Origin of the sequence: Micromonospora sp. NPDC007208 (assembly GCF_042869175.1) — a bacterium.
In the GTDB taxonomy this organism is placed as follows: domain Bacteria; phylum Actinomycetota; class Actinomycetes; order Mycobacteriales; family Micromonosporaceae; genus Micromonospora; species Micromonospora foliorum.
Genome location: NZ_JBIAFG010000017.1, coordinates 1 through 18,837, shown reverse-complemented (window position 1 = coordinate 18,837; position 18,837 = coordinate 1). Strand labels below are relative to the sequence as shown.

Genomic DNA, 18,837 nt, shown 5'->3' with positions numbered 1-18,837 from the left:
GTTCCCCCTCGGTCGGCGTGGCGGTGCGCCGCTGCGGGTCGCAGCGGTCATCCCTAAACTAGCGGTGTAAGTTTTCATTCGTCCAGACCCCTCCTGGTGACGCCTGCGCGCAGACGGTCCCGGATAGGGTGCGTGAACAGGTGCTTCCCACGGGGAGGGACACCGCAGACCGAGGAGCTCTGACGTGCCCCGACCTCGACGACCTCTGCTCACCCGCGACCGGATCGTCGAGACGGCGCTCGCGCTGATCGACGCCGACGGGCTCGGCGCGCTCTCCACCCGCCGGCTCGCCGCCGCGCTAGGCGTGCAGGGTCCCTCGCTCTACAACCACTTCGCTACCAAGGACGACATCCTCGACGCGGTCGCCGACACGGTCACCGGCGCCGTCGACACCAGTGGCTTCGCCAGCCGGGACTGGACCACCGCGCTGCGCGACTGGGCCTGGTCGTACCGGCGGGCGCTCACCGCGCACCCGAACATCGTGCCGTACCTCGCCCAGGGGCCCGGTCGTCGACCGGCAGCCCTCGCCATGGCCGACGCCGTCTACGGCGGCCTGGTCCGGGCCGGCTGGCCGCCGGCCCGCGCCACCCACATCGGCGCCGCCCTGCGCTACTTCGTGGCCGGGTCGGCGCTGGGCTCGTTCGCCCGCGGGTTCGTCGAGGACCCGGAGCTGTACGCCGCGCACTACCCGCACCTGCGCCAGGCGCACCGGCTCGCCGAGCACCAGCAGAGTGTGGACGAGGGCGCCTTCGCCCTCGGCCTGGACGCCCTGCTGCACGGTCTGGCCGCCGAGTACACCCGCACCGTCGACACGGTGGAGTCCGCCCGGCCCAACGGGTAGCGTCCAAACTCCCAGCGCTAGTTTCATCGCCCCGTCGCCATCGCCCATCGCCCACCCCCGAAGGGACGACATGGACCTCGCCGCCCCGCCGTCGCAGTTGCCCGACTCGCTGCGCCTCCGGCGCCACCTGCACGTCGGTGGGGAGTGGACGTCTCCCGCCGACGCCGAACCGATCGACGTGGAGAACCCCAGCACCGGGGAACTGGTCGGGCAGGTGCCGGCCGGCACCCCGGCCGACGTGGATCGCGCCGTGGCCGCGGCCCGCGCCGCCTTCCCCGGCTGGTCGGCCGCCACCCCCGCCGAGCGCTCCACCCACCTCGACCGGCTGCACACGGCGCTCACCGCCCGCGCCGACGACCTCGCCCGCACCATCGCCGTGGAGCTGGGCTCACCGCTCAAGCTCGCCACCCGGGTGCAGGTCGGCCTCCCGTTGACCGTGCTGCGCGACCACGTCGCGCTCGCCGCCCGTGCGCCGGTCGAGGAGAGCATCGGCAACTCCCTCGTCGTCCGCGAGCCGATCGGCGTGGTCGGCGCGATCACCCCGTGGAACTACCCGCTGCACCAGGTGATGGCGAAACTCGCACCCGCCCTGGCCGCCGGCTGCACGGTGGTGCTCAAGCCCAGCGAGTTGACCCCGTTGACCGCGTACCTGCTCTTCGACGCGGTCACCGAAGCCGGTTTGCCGCCGGGGGTGCTCAACCTGGTCCCGGGCACCGGGCCGGTGGTCGGCGAGGCGCTCGCCGGGCACCCCGACGTCGACCTGGTCTCGTTCACCGGCTCCACCGCCACCGGCGCGCGGATCATGCGGCTCGCCGCCGACCGGATCGCCCGGGTCGCGCTGGAGCTGGGCGGCAAGTCCGCCAACGTGATCCTCCCCGACGCCGACCTCGCCACCGCCGTCAAGGTGGGCGTCGGCAACGCCCTGCTCAACTCCGGCCAGACCTGCACCGCGTGGACCCGGATGCTGGTGCACCGCGACCGGTACGACGAGGCCCTCCACCTGATCGCCACGGCGGTGGCCGGCTACCGACTCGGCGACCCGTTCGACCCGGCGACCCGGCTCGGCCCGCTGGTCTCCGCCGCGCAGGCCGAGCGGGTACGCGGCCACATCGACCGGGCCCTCGCCGACGGCGCCCGGTTGGTCACCGGCGGGCCCGACGCCCCGGTGCCGGCCCGGGGGCACTTCGTCGCCCCGACCGTCTTCGCCGACGTACACCCGGACAGCGCGCTCGCCCAGGAGGAGGTCTTCGGCCCGGTGCTCGCCGTCATCCCGTTCACCGACACCGACGAGGCGGTCGCCATCGCCAACAACTCGAAGTACGGGCTGGCCGGCGCGGTCTGGTCCGCCGACACCGACGCGGCGCTCGCGGTGGCCCGGCGGCTGCGTACCGGCGCCGTCGACATCAACGGTGCCCCGTTCAACCCGCTCGCCCCGTTCGGCGGGTACAAGCAGTCCGGCCTGGGCCGGGAGCTGGGCGTGCACGGGCTGGCCGAGTTCTGCGAGCTGAAGGCGATCCAGCGATGACCCACCCCGAGCTGTCCCCGGCCGTGCCGGCAGGCGGCACCGAGCTGTCCGCGGCCGCGCCGGGTGGCGGCGGCACCGAGCCGGCGTCCGCGCCGGTCACCGTTCGCGCGCTCGTCGCGCGCGGGTCCGGCGCCGAGCTGCGGGTCGAGCGGGTACGCCTACCCGCGCCCGGCCCCGGCGAGGTGCGGGTGACGATCAGGGCGGCCGGTGTCTGCCACTCCGACCTGTCCATGGTCAACGGCACCCTCGCCGCGAGGTTCCCGCTGGTGCTCGGGCACGAGGCGACCGGCGTGGTGGCCGAGGTCGGGCCGGGCAGCCAGCTGACCGTCGGCACCCCGGTGGTGCTCAACTGGGCACCGGCCTGCCGGGCCTGCTGGTGGTGCCGGCGCGGCGAGCCGTGGCTCTGCGCCGACACCACCGCCCCGACCGTGCCGCGCGGCGAGACCGACGACGGGGTCCCGCTGCACCTGACCCTCGGCCTCGGCGCGCTCGCCGAGGCGGTGGTGGTACCCGAGCGTGCCGTCATCCCGATCCCCGCCGGGCTGCCGCCCGAGCAGGCCGCACTGCTCGGCTGCGCGGTGCTGACCGGCGTCGGCGCGGTCCGGAACACCGCCCGGGTGGCGCCCGGCGAGGCGGTGGCGGTCGTCGGGCTCGGTGGGGTCGGGCTCGCCGTGCTCAGCGCGGCCCGCCGGGCCGGTGCCACGACGATCCTGGCCATCGACGTCGCCGAGGCGAAACGGGGCCTGGCGCTCGCCGCCGGGGCGACCGACTTCCTGCTCTCCGACGACCGGCTCTCCAAGGAGGTGCGGGCGCGCACCGAGAGCCGCGGCGTCGACCACGCCTTCGAGTGCGTCGGACGCGCCGCCACCATCCGGGCCGCCTGGCGGCTCACCCGGCGTGGGGGAGCGGTGACCGTGGTCGGCATGGGCGCCAAGGACGACATGGTCAGCCTCGGCGCGCTGGACATCTTCCACTCCGCGCGCACCCTGCGCTCCTCGGTGTACGGCTCGTCCGACCCGGACCGGGAGGTGCCGGTGCTGGCTGCCGAACTCGCCGACAACGCGCTGGATCTGGGTGTGCTGGTCAGCGGGACGGTTTCGTTGGACGAGGCGCCGGCCGCGTTCGACCGGCTGGCGCGCGGCGAGGGCGCGCGGTGGGTGGTCACCCTGGACTGACGCTCGTCACAGCCGGGCTCTCAGCACGTCGACGATCTCAGCACGTCGATCTCGCAGCCTGGTGCCCACGGGTCGAAGCCGTGTTCGACGAGCCAGCGGACTGCCAGCAGGCTTCGCAACGACCACCACGCGCGGATCACGTCGAGGTCGACGTCGGCGCGGTAACCGGCGAGGACGTCGCCGAGGTGCTCCTCGTGGCCGAGCGTCAGGGTGGCGAGGTCGAAGAGGGCGTCGCCCTGGCACGCCTCGGACCAGTCGAGCACGCCGGTGACCTCGTCGCCGTCGACGAACACGTGGGTGATCTGGAGGTCGCCGTGCGTGAAAACCGGGGTCCACGGGCGGAGCGCCGCCTCGGCGACCTGGCGGTTGCGCGTGACCAGGTCGGTGGGGAGGACGCCGTTGCCGACGAGCCACTCGCACTCGGCGTCGAGCTGCGATGTCAACTCGTCGCGGCTGCGGCCGGGCCATGGCGGTAGGGGCGCGTCGTGCAGCTCGCGAGCGGCGGCGCCCGCCGCGGCCCACGCCGCCGGCGAGGCGGTCGACGGCTCGCCGAGGCGACCGAGCGCCAATCCGGGCAGGGCGGCGAGCGCGAGCACGGGCGGCTTGCGCCAGAGGACCTCGGGGGTCGGGACCGGCGCCAGCGCCATCGCCTCGACCTCGACGTCGGTGCGCCCCGGATCAGCGTCGATCTTCAGGAACACGTCGCCGACGCGCAGGGTCGCGCGTTCCTGATGGGCGACAACGACTTCGACCTCCGGCATGACGGCCATTGTCGCGACACGGCCGTCGACATCCCAGCGGTTTGTCGGGGACGACTGGCGTGGTTGGCCAGGTGCCCTGGGTGACCCGGGAAGGGTCAACCCTGGGCACCCGGGCGACGAGAGCCGGGCGGCTGGTCAGAAGGGCGGGGCGTCCTCGCCCATCAGCGCCAGCACGACGCCGCCCTTGCCGCTCTTGAGGCCCTGGACCACGACCTTGCCGGTGCTGCCGTCGGGCAGCTCCAGGGTGAAGGTCTTTCCGACCGCGTTCTTGGGGCCGTTGCCGGCGCTGTTGGCGGGACGGAAGTCGCCCGCCCAGGGCGGAGTCCCGCCCCTACGGGCCGGCTCGGCGAAGAGCGCGGCGGTGCCGGGGGTCCTGGTGCCGTCCGAGGAAAGGAGGACTGAGGCGCTGCGAAAGGTAGCCATATGCGCCAAGGCTAACCCGGAAAGTGCCCGACCGCGGCACCACAGCTGCCCGTGACGGCGATTCGGGCACCACCCGTTGTGCCAGAAGCTATACCTAGCAGTACTATGCATCGTACTTCTAGGTTTAGGGGACGGGAGGTTTCGTGAAGGTCGCCAAGGATCTGGTCGCCGCCTCGGCGACGCCGATGGTGCTCGGCATCCTGGCCGAGGGCGAGAGCTACGGCTACGCCATCATCAGGCGGATCAACGAGCTGTCCGGGGGTGAGCTGGACTGGACCGAAGGGCTGCTGTACCCGTTGCTGCACCGGCTCGAGCGCCTCGGCTACCTGGAGTCCAGCTGGCAGGCGGTCGCCGGCGAGCGGAAGCGCAAGTACTACCGCGTCACCGACCGGGGCCTGGCCGAGTTGGCCGAGCAGCGCCGGCAGTGGGACACCGTGGTGGGCGCGCTCAAGGAGATCTGGCATGACCGCGCGCCGCTGACGGTGCACCCGTTGGAGGGCCTCGCATGACGGCACACGACGGGCCCGAGGAACTGGACGCGCAGTTCGAGCAGTGGCGCCAGTACGTGCTGCGCCGCAGGGAGCTGCAGGCGGTGGACGCCGACGAGCTGGAAGACCACCTCCGCGGCTCGGTCGACGAGCTCGTCGCCGCCGGCCTGAGCCCGGACGAGGCGTTCCTGGTCGCGGTGAAACGGATGGGCAGCCTCGACGAGCTCTCCCGCGAGTTCGCCCGGGAACATTCGGAACGGTTATGGAAGCAGTTGGTGCTGACCGGTGACTCCGGCAGCCCGGTCGGCGGCACGCGCTCCCGCCGGGACCTGTGGGTCATGCTCGCCTGTGCGGCGGGTGCGCTGGCGTCCGTCAAGGTGCCGGCGCTGTTCGGGCTGAGCTTCGACGACGACGGCCCGTTCTACGCGCGGAACTTCACCCTGTTCGCGCTGCCCTGGCTGGCCGCGTACCTGGCCTGGCGCCGGGGAGCCCGACGGACGGTGATCGCGGCACTGGCGGTGCTCTTCGTCCTCGGTGCCGTGGCGGCCAACGCCTACCCCCTGGCGGACGATTCGCAGTCCGTGGTCGTCACCAGCGTCCACCTGCCCATCGCCCTGTGGCTGGTGGTCGGTCTGGCCTACGTCGCCGACGACTGGCGCTCCTCCCGTCGACGCATGGACTTCATCCGGTTCACCGGCGAGTGGTTCATCTATCTGGTGCTGATGGCCCTCGGTGGGGGCGTGCTCGCCGCGTTCCTGTTCAACACGTTCGCGGCCATCGGCATCGTCCCGGAGGAGTTCGTCTCGCAGTGGCTCCTGCCCTGCGGCGCGGCGGCGGCGGTCGTCGTGGCCGGGTGGCTCGTCGAGGCCAAGCAGAGTGTCGTCGAGAACATCGCGCCGGTCCTGACCAGGCTGTTCACCCCGCTCTTCACGGCCGCGCTGCTTGCCTTCCTCGTCGCTGTCGTCTGGACCAGCCACGGCATCGACGTCGAGCGGGAGGCGCTGCTCCTCTTCGACCTCCTGCTGGTCGTGGTGCTGGGGCTGCTGCTCTACTCACTCTCGGCCCGTGAGCCGCTGGCCCCGCCCGGCCTGTTCGACAAACTCCAACTCGCGCTCGTGGTCAGTGCGTTGGCCATCGACGTGCTGGTGCTGATGGAGATCACCGGGCGCATCACCGACGAGTACGGCGGTACGCCGAACCGGGCGGCCGCGCTCGGCGAGAACGTGATCCTGCTGGTCAACCTCGCGTGGTCGGCGTGGCTCCTGCTCAGCTTCATCCGTCGGCGCACGCCGTTCGCGACGCTCGAACGATGGCAGACCGGCTACCTGCCGGTGTACGCCGTGTGGGCCTGGATCGTGGTCCTCGTCTTCCCGCCGCTGTTCAGCTTCGCCTAGACGAATAGTCCCTAACCGTGCGCTCGGCTGGCTCGTCATGTCGATCTGCCGAGGAGCGGTATACCTCAGAGGCATATTTATACCTCTGAGGTATACCGCTTAACGCCGCATCCGCCCCGACGAAGGTGACCGACGGTGGTCGCCCTCGCCGGCCCGCGGGTCACTTGCCGGTGACGATGCCCGGGTTGATGCAGAGCCCCGGGTTGGCGCCGTTCTTCTCGGCGATCTCCAGACAGCGGGTCACCTTGTCGACCTTGGCGTTGGTCTCGGTGATCTGCTTGGAGATCTCGGCGTTCTTGCGGTCCTGCTCCAGGTTGCGGGTCTGCGCCAGCTTGTCCTGGAACGCCTTGATGTTGCCCTCGGTCTTGTCGTCGTGGTTCACCCGCGTGATGGTCACCGAGAGGATGTCCACGTCGGTGGCGAGGCGGGTCTCCGCGCTGGTCTTGATGTTCGCGGCGAACGGCTTCAGGTCGACGTTGAGGTCACCGGTCTGGGCGTCGATCTTCTCCAGCGGGTTGTACGCGGCGAAGGCGTCGTTTACCGCGCTGTCGAGCTGCACACCCACCCGCTGACCCCGGAAGCTGGCGAAGTCGCCCTTGTAGTCCATGAACTGCTTTGGCGCGTTCTCCGGCTTGACCTGCCATTCGACGAGCACCTCGACGCAGGCGTCGGCGAGGGTGCCGGTGCGCACGCGTACGCAGTTGTCGCCGCCGATGTGGTCGTACTTCTGTCGGCCCGCGTCCCACTCGCCGACCTTCTGCCAGGGCGCCACCCACTTCAGGCCCGAGCCGGTCACCTCGCCGGTGGGCTTGCCGAAGCTGGTGACGATGCCGACCGAGCGGATCGGCACCGAGTGGGCGCTGGAGGCGATGCCGACCACCAGGGTGAGGGCGAGGAAACCGAGCGCCGCGAGGGCGGCCATCCGCTTCAGTGACCGTGCCGGAGCGACGAGGGCGACGACGGCGCTGACCGCCAGGGCGACGGCGAAGACGATCGCCATGGTGAAGCCGACGGGCATGGGGTGGGGACCTTCCGGTGGGCTGTGTGGATCATCAACCTAGGGGGTCCGGTCAAGTCGACGGCACAGGGGAGTGGAGTTCACGCACGTCAATCGTGGGTCGAATATGGAGCCCATCGACATGGTTCGACTCTGGCGACCCGCCGTAGGTTTCGTCCACGCGACGGGCCTGTGACCACGGTCACCGAACCGACCGTCGCCGCGACGTGCGGAGGATGAGGCGATGGCCGGGCAAGCGCTCCTGTCGGCCCGTGGGCTGACCCGCGACTTCCGGGGCTTCCGGGCGGTCGACGACGTGGACCTCGACGTGGCGTCGGACAGTGTGCACGCGCTGGTCGGCCCCAACGGCGCGGGCAAGACCACCCTGTTCAACCTGCTCACCGGCTTCCTGCGACCCAGTGGTGGCCGGATCGAGTTGGACGGGCGGGATGTCACCGGACTGCCCCCGGAGCAGGTGGCCCGGCTAGGCGTGGCCCGTTCGTTCCAGATCACCAGCCTCTTTCCGCAACTGTCCGCGCGCGAGCACGTCGCGCTGGCGTTGCAGTCGCCCAGCGGGCTGGGCTGGCGGTTCTGGCGGTCGTCGAAGCTGATGGGCCGCTACACCGAGCGGGCCGACGAACTGCTGGGGATGGTGGGGCTGGCCGAGCTGGCGCACGCCCCCTCCGCGGCCCTGGCGTACGGCCGCAAACGCGCCCTGGAGCTGGCCATCGCCCTGGCGCTGGACCCGAAGGTGCTGCTGCTCGACGAGCCGACCGCGGGCATGGGCCTGGAGGACGTCGACCGCACCGTCGAGCTGATCGGCCGGGTCCGCCAGGGCCGGACCGTGGTGATGGTCGAGCACAACATGAGCGTGGTCGGCCGTCTCGCCGACACCGTCACCGTGCTTCAGGCCGGCAAGGTCCTCGTTGAGGGCCCGTACGAGCAGGTCCGCGCCGACGAACGCGTGATCACCGCCTACCTGGGAGTGGCCGATGCTGCGCATTGAGAACCTGTCCGCCTTCTACGGCGAGGCGCAGGTGCTGCGCGACGTCAGCCTCGAGGTCTCCGCCGGCGAGGTGGTCACCCTGGTCGGCCGCAACGGTGCCGGCAAGTCCACCCTGCTGCGCTGCGTGATGGGGCTGCACCCCGGTCAGCGCGGCACGGTGGAGCTGGACGGGCGGGACATCACCAGGCTGCCGGCGCACAAGCGGGCCCGCCTGGGCCTGGGCTGGGTGCCCGACGACCGGGGCAGCTACGCCACGTTGACCGTCACCGAGAACCTCACGCTGCCACCCACGGTCGGCCCCGACCCGTGGTCGCTGGAGCGGGTGTACGAGGCGTTCCCGGCGCTGTACACCCGGCGGGACTCGGCGGCCACCATGCTCTCCGGCGGTGAGCAGCAGATGCTCGCGCTGGCCCGGGTGCTGCGGATGGGCGCCCGCTTGCTGCTCTGCGACGAGCCCACCGAGGGGCTGTCGCCGCTGCTGGTGCAGCAGGTCGGCGACCTGCTGCGCGAGGCCAAACGGCACGGGGTGACCGTGCTGCTTGTCGAACAGAACCTGCACTTCGCCACCGGGGTCGCCGACCGGCACTACCTGCTCGCCGAGGGCCGGGTCGCCGAGGCGATGGACAACTCCGAGGTGCGTTCACGCGAACGCGAACTGCTCGCGTACCTCGGGATCTGAATTCTCTCAACGACGACCCGCGCGACGACGCGCGGGATGGATGGAGTGGGCATGCGCAGGACGATGGGTGTGGCCGCGGCGTCGGCCGTGGTGGTGCTGGTCGCCGGATGCGGCGGCGGTGGCCCCCAGTCGAGTGGCGACCAGAAGCTGACCGGCGACAAGATCGTGCTGGGCGTGCTCAACGACCAGTCCGGGGCGTACTCGGAGTTGTCCGGGAAGAACTCGGTGGCGGCGGTGGAGATGGCCATCGCCGACTTCACCGCGAAGTACGGCGACAAGGCGGTGACCACTGACATCACCGTGGAGACCGCCGACCACCAGAACAAGCCGGACGTGGCCAACTCCAAGGCCCAGGAGATGTACGACCGCAAGGGCGTCGACCTGATCCTTGACGTGCCCACCTCGTCGGCCGCGCTGAAGGTCGCCGACGTGGCCAAGGAGAAGAAGAAGCTCTACTTCAACATCGGTGCGGCGACCACCGACCTGACCGGCAAGAGCTGCAACAAGTACACCTTCCACTACGCGTACGACACGTACATGCTGGCCAACGGCACCGGGAAGACCACTACCGAGCAGATCGGCAAGAACTGGTACATCCTCTACCCGAACTACGCGTTCGGTCAGGACATGGAGAAGAGCTTCTCCACCGCGATCACGGCGGCCGGCGGCACGGTCGTCGGCAAGGACGGGGCGCCGTTCCCCAACACCAGCGGTGACTTCTCCACCTTCCTGCTCAAGGCGCCGAACCTGAACCCGAAGCCGAACGTGCTGGGCACCATGCAGGCCGGCGCGGAACTGGTCAACGTGGTGAAGCAGTACAACGAGTTCAAGCTGCGGGACAAGGGCGTCGGCCTGGCGGTGGGGCTGATGTTCCTCACCGACATCCACTCGCTCACCCCGGCCGCGCTGGCCGGCACCACCTACACCGACGCCTGGTACTGGAACTTCGACGCGAAGAACCGGGAGTTCGCCGACCGGTTCCAGCAGAAGGCCGGCACCCGGCCGACCTTCGCGCACGCCGCCAACTACTCCGCGGCGTTGCAGTACCTGGAGGCGGTGCAGGCCGCCGGCACCGACGACGCGGACACCGTGGTCAAGGGCCTGGAGGGCAAGACGGTCGAGGACGTCTTCCTGCGCAACGGGAAGATCCGCGCCGAGGACCACCGGGTGGTGCACGACGCGTACCTGGCCCAGGTGAAGCCGCAGGCCGAGGTCACCGAGCCGTGGGACTACGTGAAGGTGCTCAAGACGATCCCTGCCGCGGAGGCGTTCCGCGCGCCGTCCGCGGACTGCCAGCTATGAGCGGTTTCGCGCAGAACACCTTCAACGGGCTGGTGAGCGGGGCGTTCTACGCCCTGCTCGCCCTCGGGCTCGCGGTCATCTTCGGCATGCTGCGGGTGGTCAACTTCGCGCACGGCGCGTTCTACATGCTCGGCGCGTTCGGGGCGTACGTGCTGCTCGCCGAGGCGGGCGTGCCGTTCTGGGCCGCCCTGGTGATCATGCCGGTGGGGTTGGCCCTGCTCGGCATGGCGCTGGAACGCGCGGTGATCCACCGGCTGACCAAACTGGACCCGCTCTACAACTTCCTGCTCACCTTCGGCCTGACGCTGATCCTGCAGGACCTGGTGAAACTGCGCTACGGCGTGCAGTCCAGCCCGTACGAGACGCCGTCGCTGCTGAGCGGGTCGGTCGACTTCGGGCTGTTCGACTTCCCGACGTACCGGGTGTTCATCCTCGGCTTCGCGGTGCTGCTCTGCGTCGCGGTGTGGTGGGTGCTGACCCGGACCCGGATCGGCATGGTGGTCCGCGCGTCCACCGAGCGACCGGACCTGACCCGCGCGTTCGGCATCGACGTCGGACGGTGGGTGACCCCGGTCTTCGGCTTCGGCATCGGGCTGGCCGGCCTCGCCGGTGTGCTGGCCGCGCCGATGCGCGCGGTCAACCCGTTGATGGGCGCCGACCTGATCATCGTGGTGTTCGCCGTGGTGGTGATCGGCGGGCTGGGCTCGATCTTCGGGTCGGTCGCCGCCGGCTTCGGCATCGGGCTGGTGCAGGCGTGGGGTGAGGCGTACCTCTCGAACTTCCCGCTCGTCTCGCAGACGATCGTCTTCGTCGTGATGGCCGGCGTGCTGCTCTGGCGCCCGGCCGGCCTGTTCGGTCGGGAGGAGGCCCCCGCATGACCAACACCGTGGACACTCCCACCGACGCGTCCCGCTCGACGCCACCGTCCGGGCTGATCGCCGTGGCCCGGGCCCCCGGCTGGGTGCGGTACGCGCTGCTCGCGGTCGGCCTGGCCGTCGCGGCGTGGCTGCCCAACGGCCTCTACCCGGCGGTCGCGGTGGATATCCTCTGCTGGGCGCTGTTCGCCGTGGCGGTGGACCTGCTGCTCGGCTTCACCGGGCTGATGTCCTTCGGTCACGCAGCGTTCTGGGGCACCTCCGCGTACGTCACCGGGTTGGTGGCCATCCACGCCGGCCTGCCGTTCCCCCTCGCGGTCCTGGCCGGGGCCCTCGCCGCGGCCGTGCTGGCGGTGCCGATCGGGTACCTGGCGGTCAAGCGGACCGGCATCTACTTCGCCATGGTGACCCTGGCCTTCGCGCAGATGGTCTACTACGTGGCCAACGAGTGGCGCTCGGTGACCCAGGGTGAGAACGGCCTCCAGGGGGTGCCCCGCGAGCTGTTCGGCCTCGACCTCACCGACGACTACTTCTTCTACTACGCGATTCTGCCGATCGTGCTGCTCGGGCTCGCCGCCGCCTGGCGGATCGTGCACTCACCGTTCGGGCGGGTGCTGGTCGGCATCCGGGACAACCCGGCCCGGGCGCGGGCGCTGGGCTACCCGGTGCACCGTTACAAGCTCACCGCGTTCGTGCTCTCCGGGTTCATCGCCGGCCTCGGCGGCGGGTTGTTCGCGGTCGGCCACCGGTTCGTCTCGCTGGACGTGCTGCACTGGACCACCTCCGGCAAGGCGGTCATCGTGGTGGTGCTCGGCGGGATCGGCACCCTCTGGGGTGGGGTGCTCGGCGCCGCCCTCGTGGTCCGGCTGGAGGACTGGTTGTCGTTCTCCGGGTTCGAGGCGATCGGCCTGGTGACCGGCGGCATCTTCGTCCTGGTCGTGGTGCTGTTCCGGCGCGGCATCTGGGGCAGCGTCGCCGCGCTGGCCCACCGGCTGGCGGCCCGCCGGCGCTGAAATTCCGCGACGGCGCATCCGCCGCGCGCCCTCCGAGCGAACCCCCGGGTAGAGAACGTCTACCCGGGGGTACGTCTGGTGCTGACCGATCCGATGCCGGCGGAGGCCGTGGAGATCGCGCACAAGCAGGTGTCGCTGGCGGCCGAGGACCTGGACGCCAACGGCGTCGCCTCGGTGCTGCTGGAGTTGGTCGAGGCGTGGGGCGTGCCGGCGCTCTGGGAGCAGGTCTGCCGTCCGCTGCTGGCCCGGCTGTCGGGGCGTACCGCCGCCGAGATCGTCATCGAGCACGCCCTCTTCGAGGGCGTCCGGGTCGGGTTGGACGCGTACCGCCGGGAGCCGGGCCGGTCACTGCCCACCGGCGGGGTGCTGCTGGCCGGCGCCGAGAAGGAGGCGCACGGCCTCGGTCTGCTGGCGCTCGCCGCCGCGCTGCGTGAGCAGGGCCGCGGCTGTCTGAACCTTGGCCCCGCGCTGCCCTGGTCCGCGCTCACCAGCGCCGTGTACCGGGCCCGCCCGCGCACCGTCGTGCTCTGGTCGCAGACGCCGCTCACCGGCCGTGCGTACCGCCTGGTGCGCTTCGCCCGGGACTTTCCGCTCCTTCGGGTGCACGGCGCGGGGCCGGGCTGGATCGAGCCGCTCGGCGGTCCGGCGGTTCGTCTCGACACCCTGGCGGACGCCGTCAACGCCTGCCTGGCGGTCGTGCCCGGGCGTGACGCTGGCCACATACGATACGGATCGGTGCCGTATCGTTAATACGCGTCGTAGGCTGACCCGCGTTACGAGTCTGACCCGTATCGTATTTCGTCGCGGGTGATCACGTGGGGGGAAAGCAAGGCATGGAGCTGCACAACAACACCGGACACCCGAGGCGGTGGGCGATCCTGGGGGTACTGGTGATCAGCCTCCTCGTGGTCGTCCTCGACAACACGATCCTCAACGTCGCCCTGCGCACCCTGGCCGACCCGGTGCACGGCCTCGGCGCCAGCCAGGGTGAGCTGGAGTGGTCCATCAACTCCTACACCCTCGTCTTCGCCGGGCTGCTGTTCACCTTCGGGGTGCTCGGCGACCGCGCCGGCCGCAAGCGCTTCCTGATGATCGGTCTGGTGCTGTTCGGCCTGGCGTCGCTGCTCTCCGCGTACGCCCAGAGCCCCGGACAGCTCATCGCGGCCCGCGCCCTGATGGGGGTCGGCGGCGCGGCCATCATGCCGGTGACGCTGTCGATCATCTCCAACGTCTTCGACCCGCGCGAGCGGGGCCGGGCCATCGGTGTCTGGGCCGGCGCGGTCGGTCTCGCCGTGGCGATCGGCCCGATCCTCGGCGGCGCGCTGCTGGAGCACTTCTGGTGGGGCTCGGTCTTCCTGATCAACGTGCCGGTGGTCGCCGCCGGTGTGGTGCTGGTGGCGCTGCTGGTCCCCGAGTCGCGTGACCCGCGGCCCGGCCGGATCGACGTACTCGGCGTGCTGCTCTCCGTGGTCGGCCTGGTCGCCCTCTCCTACGGCATCATCGACGGCGGCGAGCACGGCTTCGACCGCCCGGTGGCCTGGGGCTCCATCCTGGTCGGCATCGCGGTGCTGGCCTGGTTCGTGCAGCACGAACGGCGCAGCGACCACCCGTCGCTGGACGTCCGACTGTTCAAGGTGCCCCGCTTCGCCGCGCCGGTCGCCATCGTCGGCCTGGTGTTCTTCGCCGCGATGGGCTCGATGTTCTTCGGCTCGTTCTACCTGCAACTCGTACGCGACTACAGCCCGTTGCAGACCGGCCTGCTCTTCCTGCCCTTCGCCGGCGCCCAACTGGTCTTCGCGCCGCGCAGCGCCGCGATGGTCCGCCGCTACGGCGGTAAGGCGGTCGCCACCGTCGGGTTGGCGCTGACCGTGGTGTCCCTCGGCGCGTTCGTCTTCATCGGCGCCTCCACCCCGATCTGGATCGTGCTGCTCGTCTTCCTCATCCAGGGCGCCGGGATGGCCAACATCATGCCGCCGGCCACCGAGTCGATCATGTCGGCGCTGCCCCGGGAGAAGGCCGGTGTCGGCTCCGCGGTCAGCAACACCATCCGCCAGGTGGCCGGCGCGCTCGGTGTGGCCGTCCTCGGCTCGGTGCTCTCCGCGGTCTACCGCAGCGACATCGGTGACGCGCTGACCGGTCTGCCCACGCAGGCCCAGGACGCGGCCAACGAGTCGATCTCCGGGGCGTACGCGGCGGCGGGCCAGCTCGGCCCGGCGGCGCCGGGGCTGATCTCGGCGGCCAACGACGCCTTCGTCACCGCCATGCACTGGGCGGCCGGGCTCTCCGCGGTCATCGCCGCGCTCGGGATCATCGTGGTGCTGCGCTGGATGCCGGGCAAGGAGGAGACCAGCGTCGCCCCGGCGGCTCCGGTCGCCGAGCCTGAGCTGGCCGGTACGGCATAGGTTCGGGGAGAATGGCGGACATGACGTCCACTGCCGATGCTCCGCGGTCGCCCGGGCGACCGCGGAGCATCCGCGCCGACGAGGCGATCATCGAGGCCACCCTCGACCTGCTCGCCGAGGGCAGCACCATCGAGGCGCTCTCGATCGAGGCGATCGCCACCCGCGCCGGGGTCGGCAAGGCCACCATCTACCGCCGCTGGGCCGGCAAGGACGCGTTGCTGCTGGACGCGTTGCGCCGCCTCAAGGGCGTGATGGCGCAGCCGGCCGGCCACTCCGTCCGCGACGACCTGGTGCTGCTGGTCGGCGCGATCGGCAAGAACGTCGACCCGCGAGCGGCCAAGATCATGCCCTGCCTGGCACCCGCCGTGAACCGCAGCGCCGACCAGTTCCAGCTCTACCAGAACATCATCTCGCCCCGCCGGCAGCTGATGCGCGAGGTGCTGCGGCGCGGCATCGACGAGGGGGTGCTCCGCGCCGACATCGACGTCGAGGTGACGATGGCGCTGCTCACCGGGCCGATGCTGATCCAGCGGGTGCTCCAGTGGAACCCGGACCTCGACGAGCAGTCCCTGCCCGAACGGGTCGTCGACGCCGTGCTGGAGGGCATCCAGGCCCGCTGACACCGGGCGCTCGGTCAGTGGCTCTTGTGCCCGTTGACGCCGGACGCACGGCCGGGGGGGCCTTGGGCCCGCTGGTCGGCGGCGGTCAGCCGGCTGGTGCGCGCAGCCGGTGCAGGCGCAGCGCGAGCTGCACCTCCAGCGCGCGCTCCGGCCGCTGCCAGTCGACGCCGAGCAACTGCCCGACCCGCTCCAACCGCTGGGTCACCGTGTTGACGTGCACGTGCAGTTGCTCGGCGGCCCGGGCCAGGCTGCCACCCACCCCGAAGTACGCCTCCAGCGTCTTCACCAGAGCCGTGCCGCGCCGGGCGTCGTAGTCGAGCACCGGCCCGACGGTGGCGCTGAGGAACTCGGTCACGTCCTTCTCACCGCGGTCACCGACCGTGCCCAGCAACAACCCGACGAAGCCCAACTCCACCGTGCTCGCGCCCTGCCCGGCGCGGCCCAGCGCGCCCAGCGCCGTCAGGCACCGGTCCGCCTCCTGGAACGTCCCGGCCAGCGCCGCCGGCGTCGTCGACGGGCCACTCGCCCCGGCGGTCACCGGTCGGCCGGTCACCCGGGACAGGTCCCGGGCCACCGCGCGGGCGCTGCCACCCGCGTCCAACCCCGGCAGCATCAGCACCACCCGGCCGTCGCGCGCCGCGGCCAGTCCGCCGCGCGCCGAGGCGTACGTGGTGGCCCAGGAGAGCACCCGCTGCCGCGCCGAGCCGGTCGCGGCGATCGCGTCGTCGCCCACCGCCACCAGCACGTGCGGCGCGTCCAGGTCCACCCCGAGCCGACGGGCCCGGCTGCGCAGCGCGTCGGTGTCGCGCAGCGGGCGGGCGATCAGGTCGTCCAGCAGCTCGCCACGCACCCGCCCCTCCGCCTCCGCGACCGTCCGGCGGAACAACAGCAGCAGCGCGGTCACCAACGCGGCCCGCTCCAGGATGCGCTGGTCGGCGTCGACCAGCTCGTCGTCCGGGCGCAGCACCAGGGCGCCCAGGTTCTCCGCACCGGCCACCACTGCCGCGTACCACAGTGGACCCCGGCGTACGCTGCGCCCCTCGGTCCGGGACGCGGCCACCGCCTCGACGATGTCCGCCCGGTCCGGCTCCTCGATCTCACCCACCCGGGCCAGCAGACGGCCCTCGGCGTCCAACGCCAGCAGCGCGCCGCCCAGCACCTCGGTCACCGCCGCCGCCACGTCCTCCACACCGCCGCCGCGCAGCACCAGCGCGGTCATCCGGTCGTGTGCCGCCGCGGCCCGCTCCACCGAGCTGCTGTGCGCCCGGATGGTGGTGTTCGCCGCCGACAACTCGGCCAACGCCGAACGGGTCTCGGTCAGCAGCCGGGCGGTGTCGATCGCCACCGCGGCGTGCGCGGCCAGCGACACCAGCAGGGCCACCTCCTCCCGGACGAACGGCCGGGCCGAACGGTTGGCCGCGTAGAGCACCCCGATCGACGTGGAGCCGAGCCGCAGCGGCACCCCGAGAATCGCCACCAGGCCCTCCTCGCCCACCCCGGCGTCGATCTCGCCGGTGTGGTGGAAGCGCGCGTCCTCGCCGTAGTTCGCGGTGACGTACGGGGCGCCGGACTGTGCCACCAGGCCACCGAGGCCGGCGCCCATCGGCAGGCGCAGCCGCTGGAAACGGGCCGAGACCGACCCGTCGGTCACCCGCATGTAGGTGTCGCCACGCTCGTCGTCGTTGAGCGTCATGTACGCCACGTCCGCGCCGAGCAGGTGGCGGGCCCGGTGCACGATCGCCCGCAGGACGTCGTCCAGGTCGCGCAGCCCGGCCAGGTCGCTGACCGTGTCGTACAGGCCGGACAGCTCGCTCTCCCGGCGGCGCCGACGCTCCAGCAGCGCGCGGACCCGCAACGCCACCGACTTGGCCTGCTCCAGCTCGGCCAGCCGGTCCGGTGGCAGCCCGGCGGCCCGCGCGGCCACCAGCGGTCCCTCGAACTCGACCGCCGCGGCCTCTCGGGCGAGCAGCTCCAGGAACTCCACCGGCGAAGACATGGTCGACATTGTGCTCAACCCCACTAGTTGGCCGTCCAGCCCCCGTCGAGGGCGATCGACGCGCCGGTGATGAACGCCGCCGGCGGCGAGCAGAGGTACGCCAGCAGTTCGGCCACCTCCTCCGGCTCGATCAGACGCTTGATCGCCGCCCGGGCCAGCATGATCTTCTCGATCACCTCGGTCTCGTCGATGCCGTGGCTGGCCGCCTGGTCGGCGATCTGGCTCTCCACCAGGGCGGTACGCACGTACGCCGGGTTGATGCAGTTGGCGGTCACCCCGTGCGCGGCGCCCTCCAACGCGACCACCTTCGACAGCCCCTCCAGGGCGTGCTTGGCCGAGACGTAGGCCGCCTTGTACGGCGAGGCGCGCAACCCGTGCACCGAGGAGATGTTGATGATCCGTCCCCAGCCCCGCGCGTACATGTGCGGCAACGCCCGGCGGATCAGCAGGAACGGCGCCTCCACCATCACCCGCTGGATGTACTCGAACCGCTCGACGGGAAAGTCCTGCAACGGCGCGACGTGCTGGAGCCCCGCGTTGTTCACCACGATGTCCACGTCCACGTCGAGTGAGTCCACCGCCGCGGCGTCGGACAAATCCACGCCCTCGGCCCGGCCACCGGCCTCGGCGGCCACCGCCTTGGCCGCCTCCAGGTTGCGGTCCACCACGAGCACCTTGGCGCCAGCCGCGCCCAGCCGCAGGGCACACGCCCGCCCGATGCCGCCGCCGCCCCCGGTGACCAGGGCGGTCCGACCAGAGAGGTCGACCTGTACGACGTGGGGGACCACCACGGGTTCTGCCGTCATGGCGCAAGAAGTTACGAGCTGTGTGCTCCCCGGCACATGGGCCAGCGACACATACTCCGTACCAAAGCTGTGTGGCCCCACCCGCCCCCGCCGCCCGCTCCCACCCCGCGTTCCACCCGTTCCCGCCCCATCCCGCCGTGCCTCGCGCTGCCGCGCCCCCGCCGTGCCTCGCGCTGCGCCCCGCCACTGCTGTGCCGTGCGCCGCCACTCCTCGTGCCGCAAGATCGCGCAACATCCTGGATGTAGTGGCTTCCCGGCTCGTCGTTGCCACTACATCCAGGTTCGAGCGTGACCTTGGCGGCGGCGCCGGTCGCCCGCCCCGCGCGCTGCCCCAGCCCTCGCCGCTGGCGCTCGGTCCCCGCTCCCGTCTCAGCCCTGCTCCCGCCCGGTCGCCGCCGCGCCTCGCGCCGCAAGATCGCGCAACATCCTGGATGTAGTGCCCGTGCTCAGCTGGTCGTAGCAATCGATCTTGTCGTTCGTTGTCCTCTTGGCGGGGCGAATCGCTGAGAGGTCGGTGGCACGTGGCGGGTCGTA

18 protein-coding genes are annotated in these 18,837 nt (G+C 71.5%); 13 read left to right on the top strand and 5 right to left on the bottom strand.

Annotation, left to right across the window (positions count from 1 at the left end):
- The first annotated feature begins 184 nt into the window (after positions 1 to 184).
- From ACFYL6_RS27055 to ACFYL6_RS27045, 3 genes are all read left to right on the top strand, one after another.
- A complete protein-coding gene (locus ACFYL6_RS27055; protein WP_387175401.1) occupies positions 185 to 841 on the top strand; it encodes a TetR/AcrR family transcriptional regulator C-terminal domain-containing protein in 657 nt (218 codons plus the stop codon).
- A gap of 70 nt (positions 842 to 911) precedes the next feature.
- Positions 912 to 2,366, top strand: a complete 1,455-nt coding sequence (locus tag ACFYL6_RS27050) for an aldehyde dehydrogenase family protein (RefSeq protein ID WP_387175399.1) — start codon at positions 912 to 914, stop codon at positions 2,364 to 2,366.
- Positions 2,363 to 3,541: an alcohol dehydrogenase catalytic domain-containing protein gene (locus ACFYL6_RS27045; protein WP_387175397.1), complete on the top strand. Its 1,179-nt coding sequence runs from the start codon at positions 2,363 to 2,365 to the stop codon at positions 3,539 to 3,541. Before ACFYL6_RS27050 ends, ACFYL6_RS27045 begins: the two co-directional genes overlap by 4 nt.
- Before the next feature lie 20 nt (positions 3,542 to 3,561).
- Here the strand turns inward: ACFYL6_RS27045 and ACFYL6_RS27040 are convergent, their stop codons facing one another.
- Entirely contained in the window at positions 3,562 to 4,302 is a 741-nt protein-coding gene (locus ACFYL6_RS27040) for a phosphotransferase family protein (RefSeq protein ID WP_387175395.1), read from the bottom strand.
- A gap of 135 nt (positions 4,303 to 4,437) precedes the next feature.
- Positions 4,438 to 4,725, bottom strand: coding sequence for a hypothetical protein (locus tag ACFYL6_RS27035; protein WP_231392589.1), 288 nt, complete (start codon positions 4,723 to 4,725; stop codon positions 4,438 to 4,440).
- A 143-nt stretch (positions 4,726 to 4,868) separates the two neighbouring features.
- Between ACFYL6_RS27035 and ACFYL6_RS27030 the strand changes: the two genes are divergently transcribed.
- Positions 4,869 to 5,234, top strand: a complete 366-nt coding sequence (locus tag ACFYL6_RS27030) for a PadR family transcriptional regulator (RefSeq protein WP_387175393.1) — start codon at positions 4,869 to 4,871, stop codon at positions 5,232 to 5,234.
- Positions 5,231 to 6,607 carry a permease prefix domain 1-containing protein gene (locus tag ACFYL6_RS27025; protein WP_387175391.1) on the top strand — a complete coding sequence of 459 codons (1,377 nt, stop codon included), beginning with the start codon at positions 5,231 to 5,233 and terminating at the stop codon, positions 6,605 to 6,607. Before ACFYL6_RS27030 ends, ACFYL6_RS27025 begins: the two co-directional genes overlap by 4 nt.
- A gap of 160 nt (positions 6,608 to 6,767) precedes the next feature.
- Here the strand turns inward: ACFYL6_RS27025 and ACFYL6_RS27020 are convergent, their stop codons facing one another.
- Positions 6,768 to 7,625, bottom strand: coding sequence for an SPFH domain-containing protein (locus ACFYL6_RS27020; protein WP_387175389.1), 858 nt, complete (start codon positions 7,623 to 7,625; stop codon positions 6,768 to 6,770).
- A gap of 223 nt (positions 7,626 to 7,848) precedes the next feature.
- Between ACFYL6_RS27020 and ACFYL6_RS27015 the strand changes: the two genes are divergently transcribed.
- From ACFYL6_RS27015 to ACFYL6_RS26980, 8 genes are all read left to right on the top strand, one after another.
- Complete coding sequence (locus ACFYL6_RS27015; protein WP_387175387.1) at positions 7,849 to 8,610, top strand: ABC transporter ATP-binding protein; 762 nt, start codon at positions 7,849 to 7,851, stop codon at positions 8,608 to 8,610.
- The gene (locus ACFYL6_RS27010; RefSeq protein WP_112606145.1) at positions 8,597 to 9,289 is read left to right on the top strand and encodes an ABC transporter ATP-binding protein; all 693 of its coding nucleotides are present in this window, start codon (positions 8,597 to 8,599) and stop codon (positions 9,287 to 9,289) included. Before ACFYL6_RS27015 ends, ACFYL6_RS27010 begins: the two co-directional genes overlap by 14 nt.
- Positions 9,290 to 9,340: 51 nt before the next feature.
- Positions 9,341 to 10,591 (top strand): ABC transporter substrate-binding protein, encoded by a 1,251-nt coding sequence (locus ACFYL6_RS27005; protein ID WP_387175384.1) that lies wholly within the window; start codon positions 9,341 to 9,343, stop codon positions 10,589 to 10,591.
- The gene (locus ACFYL6_RS27000; RefSeq protein ID WP_238657900.1) at positions 10,588 to 11,469 is read left to right on the top strand and encodes a branched-chain amino acid ABC transporter permease; all 882 of its coding nucleotides are present in this window, start codon (positions 10,588 to 10,590) and stop codon (positions 11,467 to 11,469) included. The genes ACFYL6_RS27005 and ACFYL6_RS27000 overlap by 4 nt, the downstream gene beginning before the upstream one ends.
- Complete coding sequence (locus ACFYL6_RS26995) at positions 11,466 to 12,479, top strand: branched-chain amino acid ABC transporter permease (RefSeq protein WP_196922277.1); 1,014 nt, start codon at positions 11,466 to 11,468, stop codon at positions 12,477 to 12,479. Before ACFYL6_RS27000 ends, ACFYL6_RS26995 begins: the two co-directional genes overlap by 4 nt.
- Before the next feature lie 78 nt (positions 12,480 to 12,557).
- On the top strand, positions 12,558 to 13,229 hold the full coding sequence (locus ACFYL6_RS26990) for a transcriptional regulator (protein ID WP_387175382.1): 672 nt from the start codon (positions 12,558 to 12,560) through the stop codon (positions 13,227 to 13,229).
- A gap of 83 nt (positions 13,230 to 13,312) precedes the next feature.
- Entirely contained in the window at positions 13,313 to 14,881 is a 1,569-nt protein-coding gene (locus tag ACFYL6_RS26985; protein WP_238657907.1) for an MFS transporter, read from the top strand.
- A gap of 11 nt (positions 14,882 to 14,892) precedes the next feature.
- Entirely contained in the window at positions 14,893 to 15,501 is a 609-nt protein-coding gene (locus tag ACFYL6_RS26980) for a TetR/AcrR family transcriptional regulator (protein WP_112583337.1), read from the top strand.
- Positions 15,502 to 15,586: 85 nt separating this feature from the next.
- Here ACFYL6_RS26980 and ACFYL6_RS26975 read toward each other — a convergent pair whose 3' ends face one another.
- Together ACFYL6_RS26975 and ACFYL6_RS26970 are read right to left on the bottom strand one after the other, a co-directional pair.
- Positions 15,587 to 17,506, bottom strand: a complete 1,920-nt coding sequence (locus ACFYL6_RS26975; RefSeq protein ID WP_387175380.1) for a helix-turn-helix domain-containing protein — start codon at positions 17,504 to 17,506, stop codon at positions 15,587 to 15,589.
- A gap of 14 nt (positions 17,507 to 17,520) precedes the next feature.
- Positions 17,521 to 18,303 carry a 3-hydroxybutyrate dehydrogenase gene (locus ACFYL6_RS26970; protein ID WP_387175378.1) on the bottom strand — a complete coding sequence of 261 codons (783 nt, stop codon included), beginning with the start codon at positions 18,301 to 18,303 and terminating at the stop codon, positions 17,521 to 17,523.
- Positions 18,304 to 18,837 lie beyond the last annotated feature (534 nt).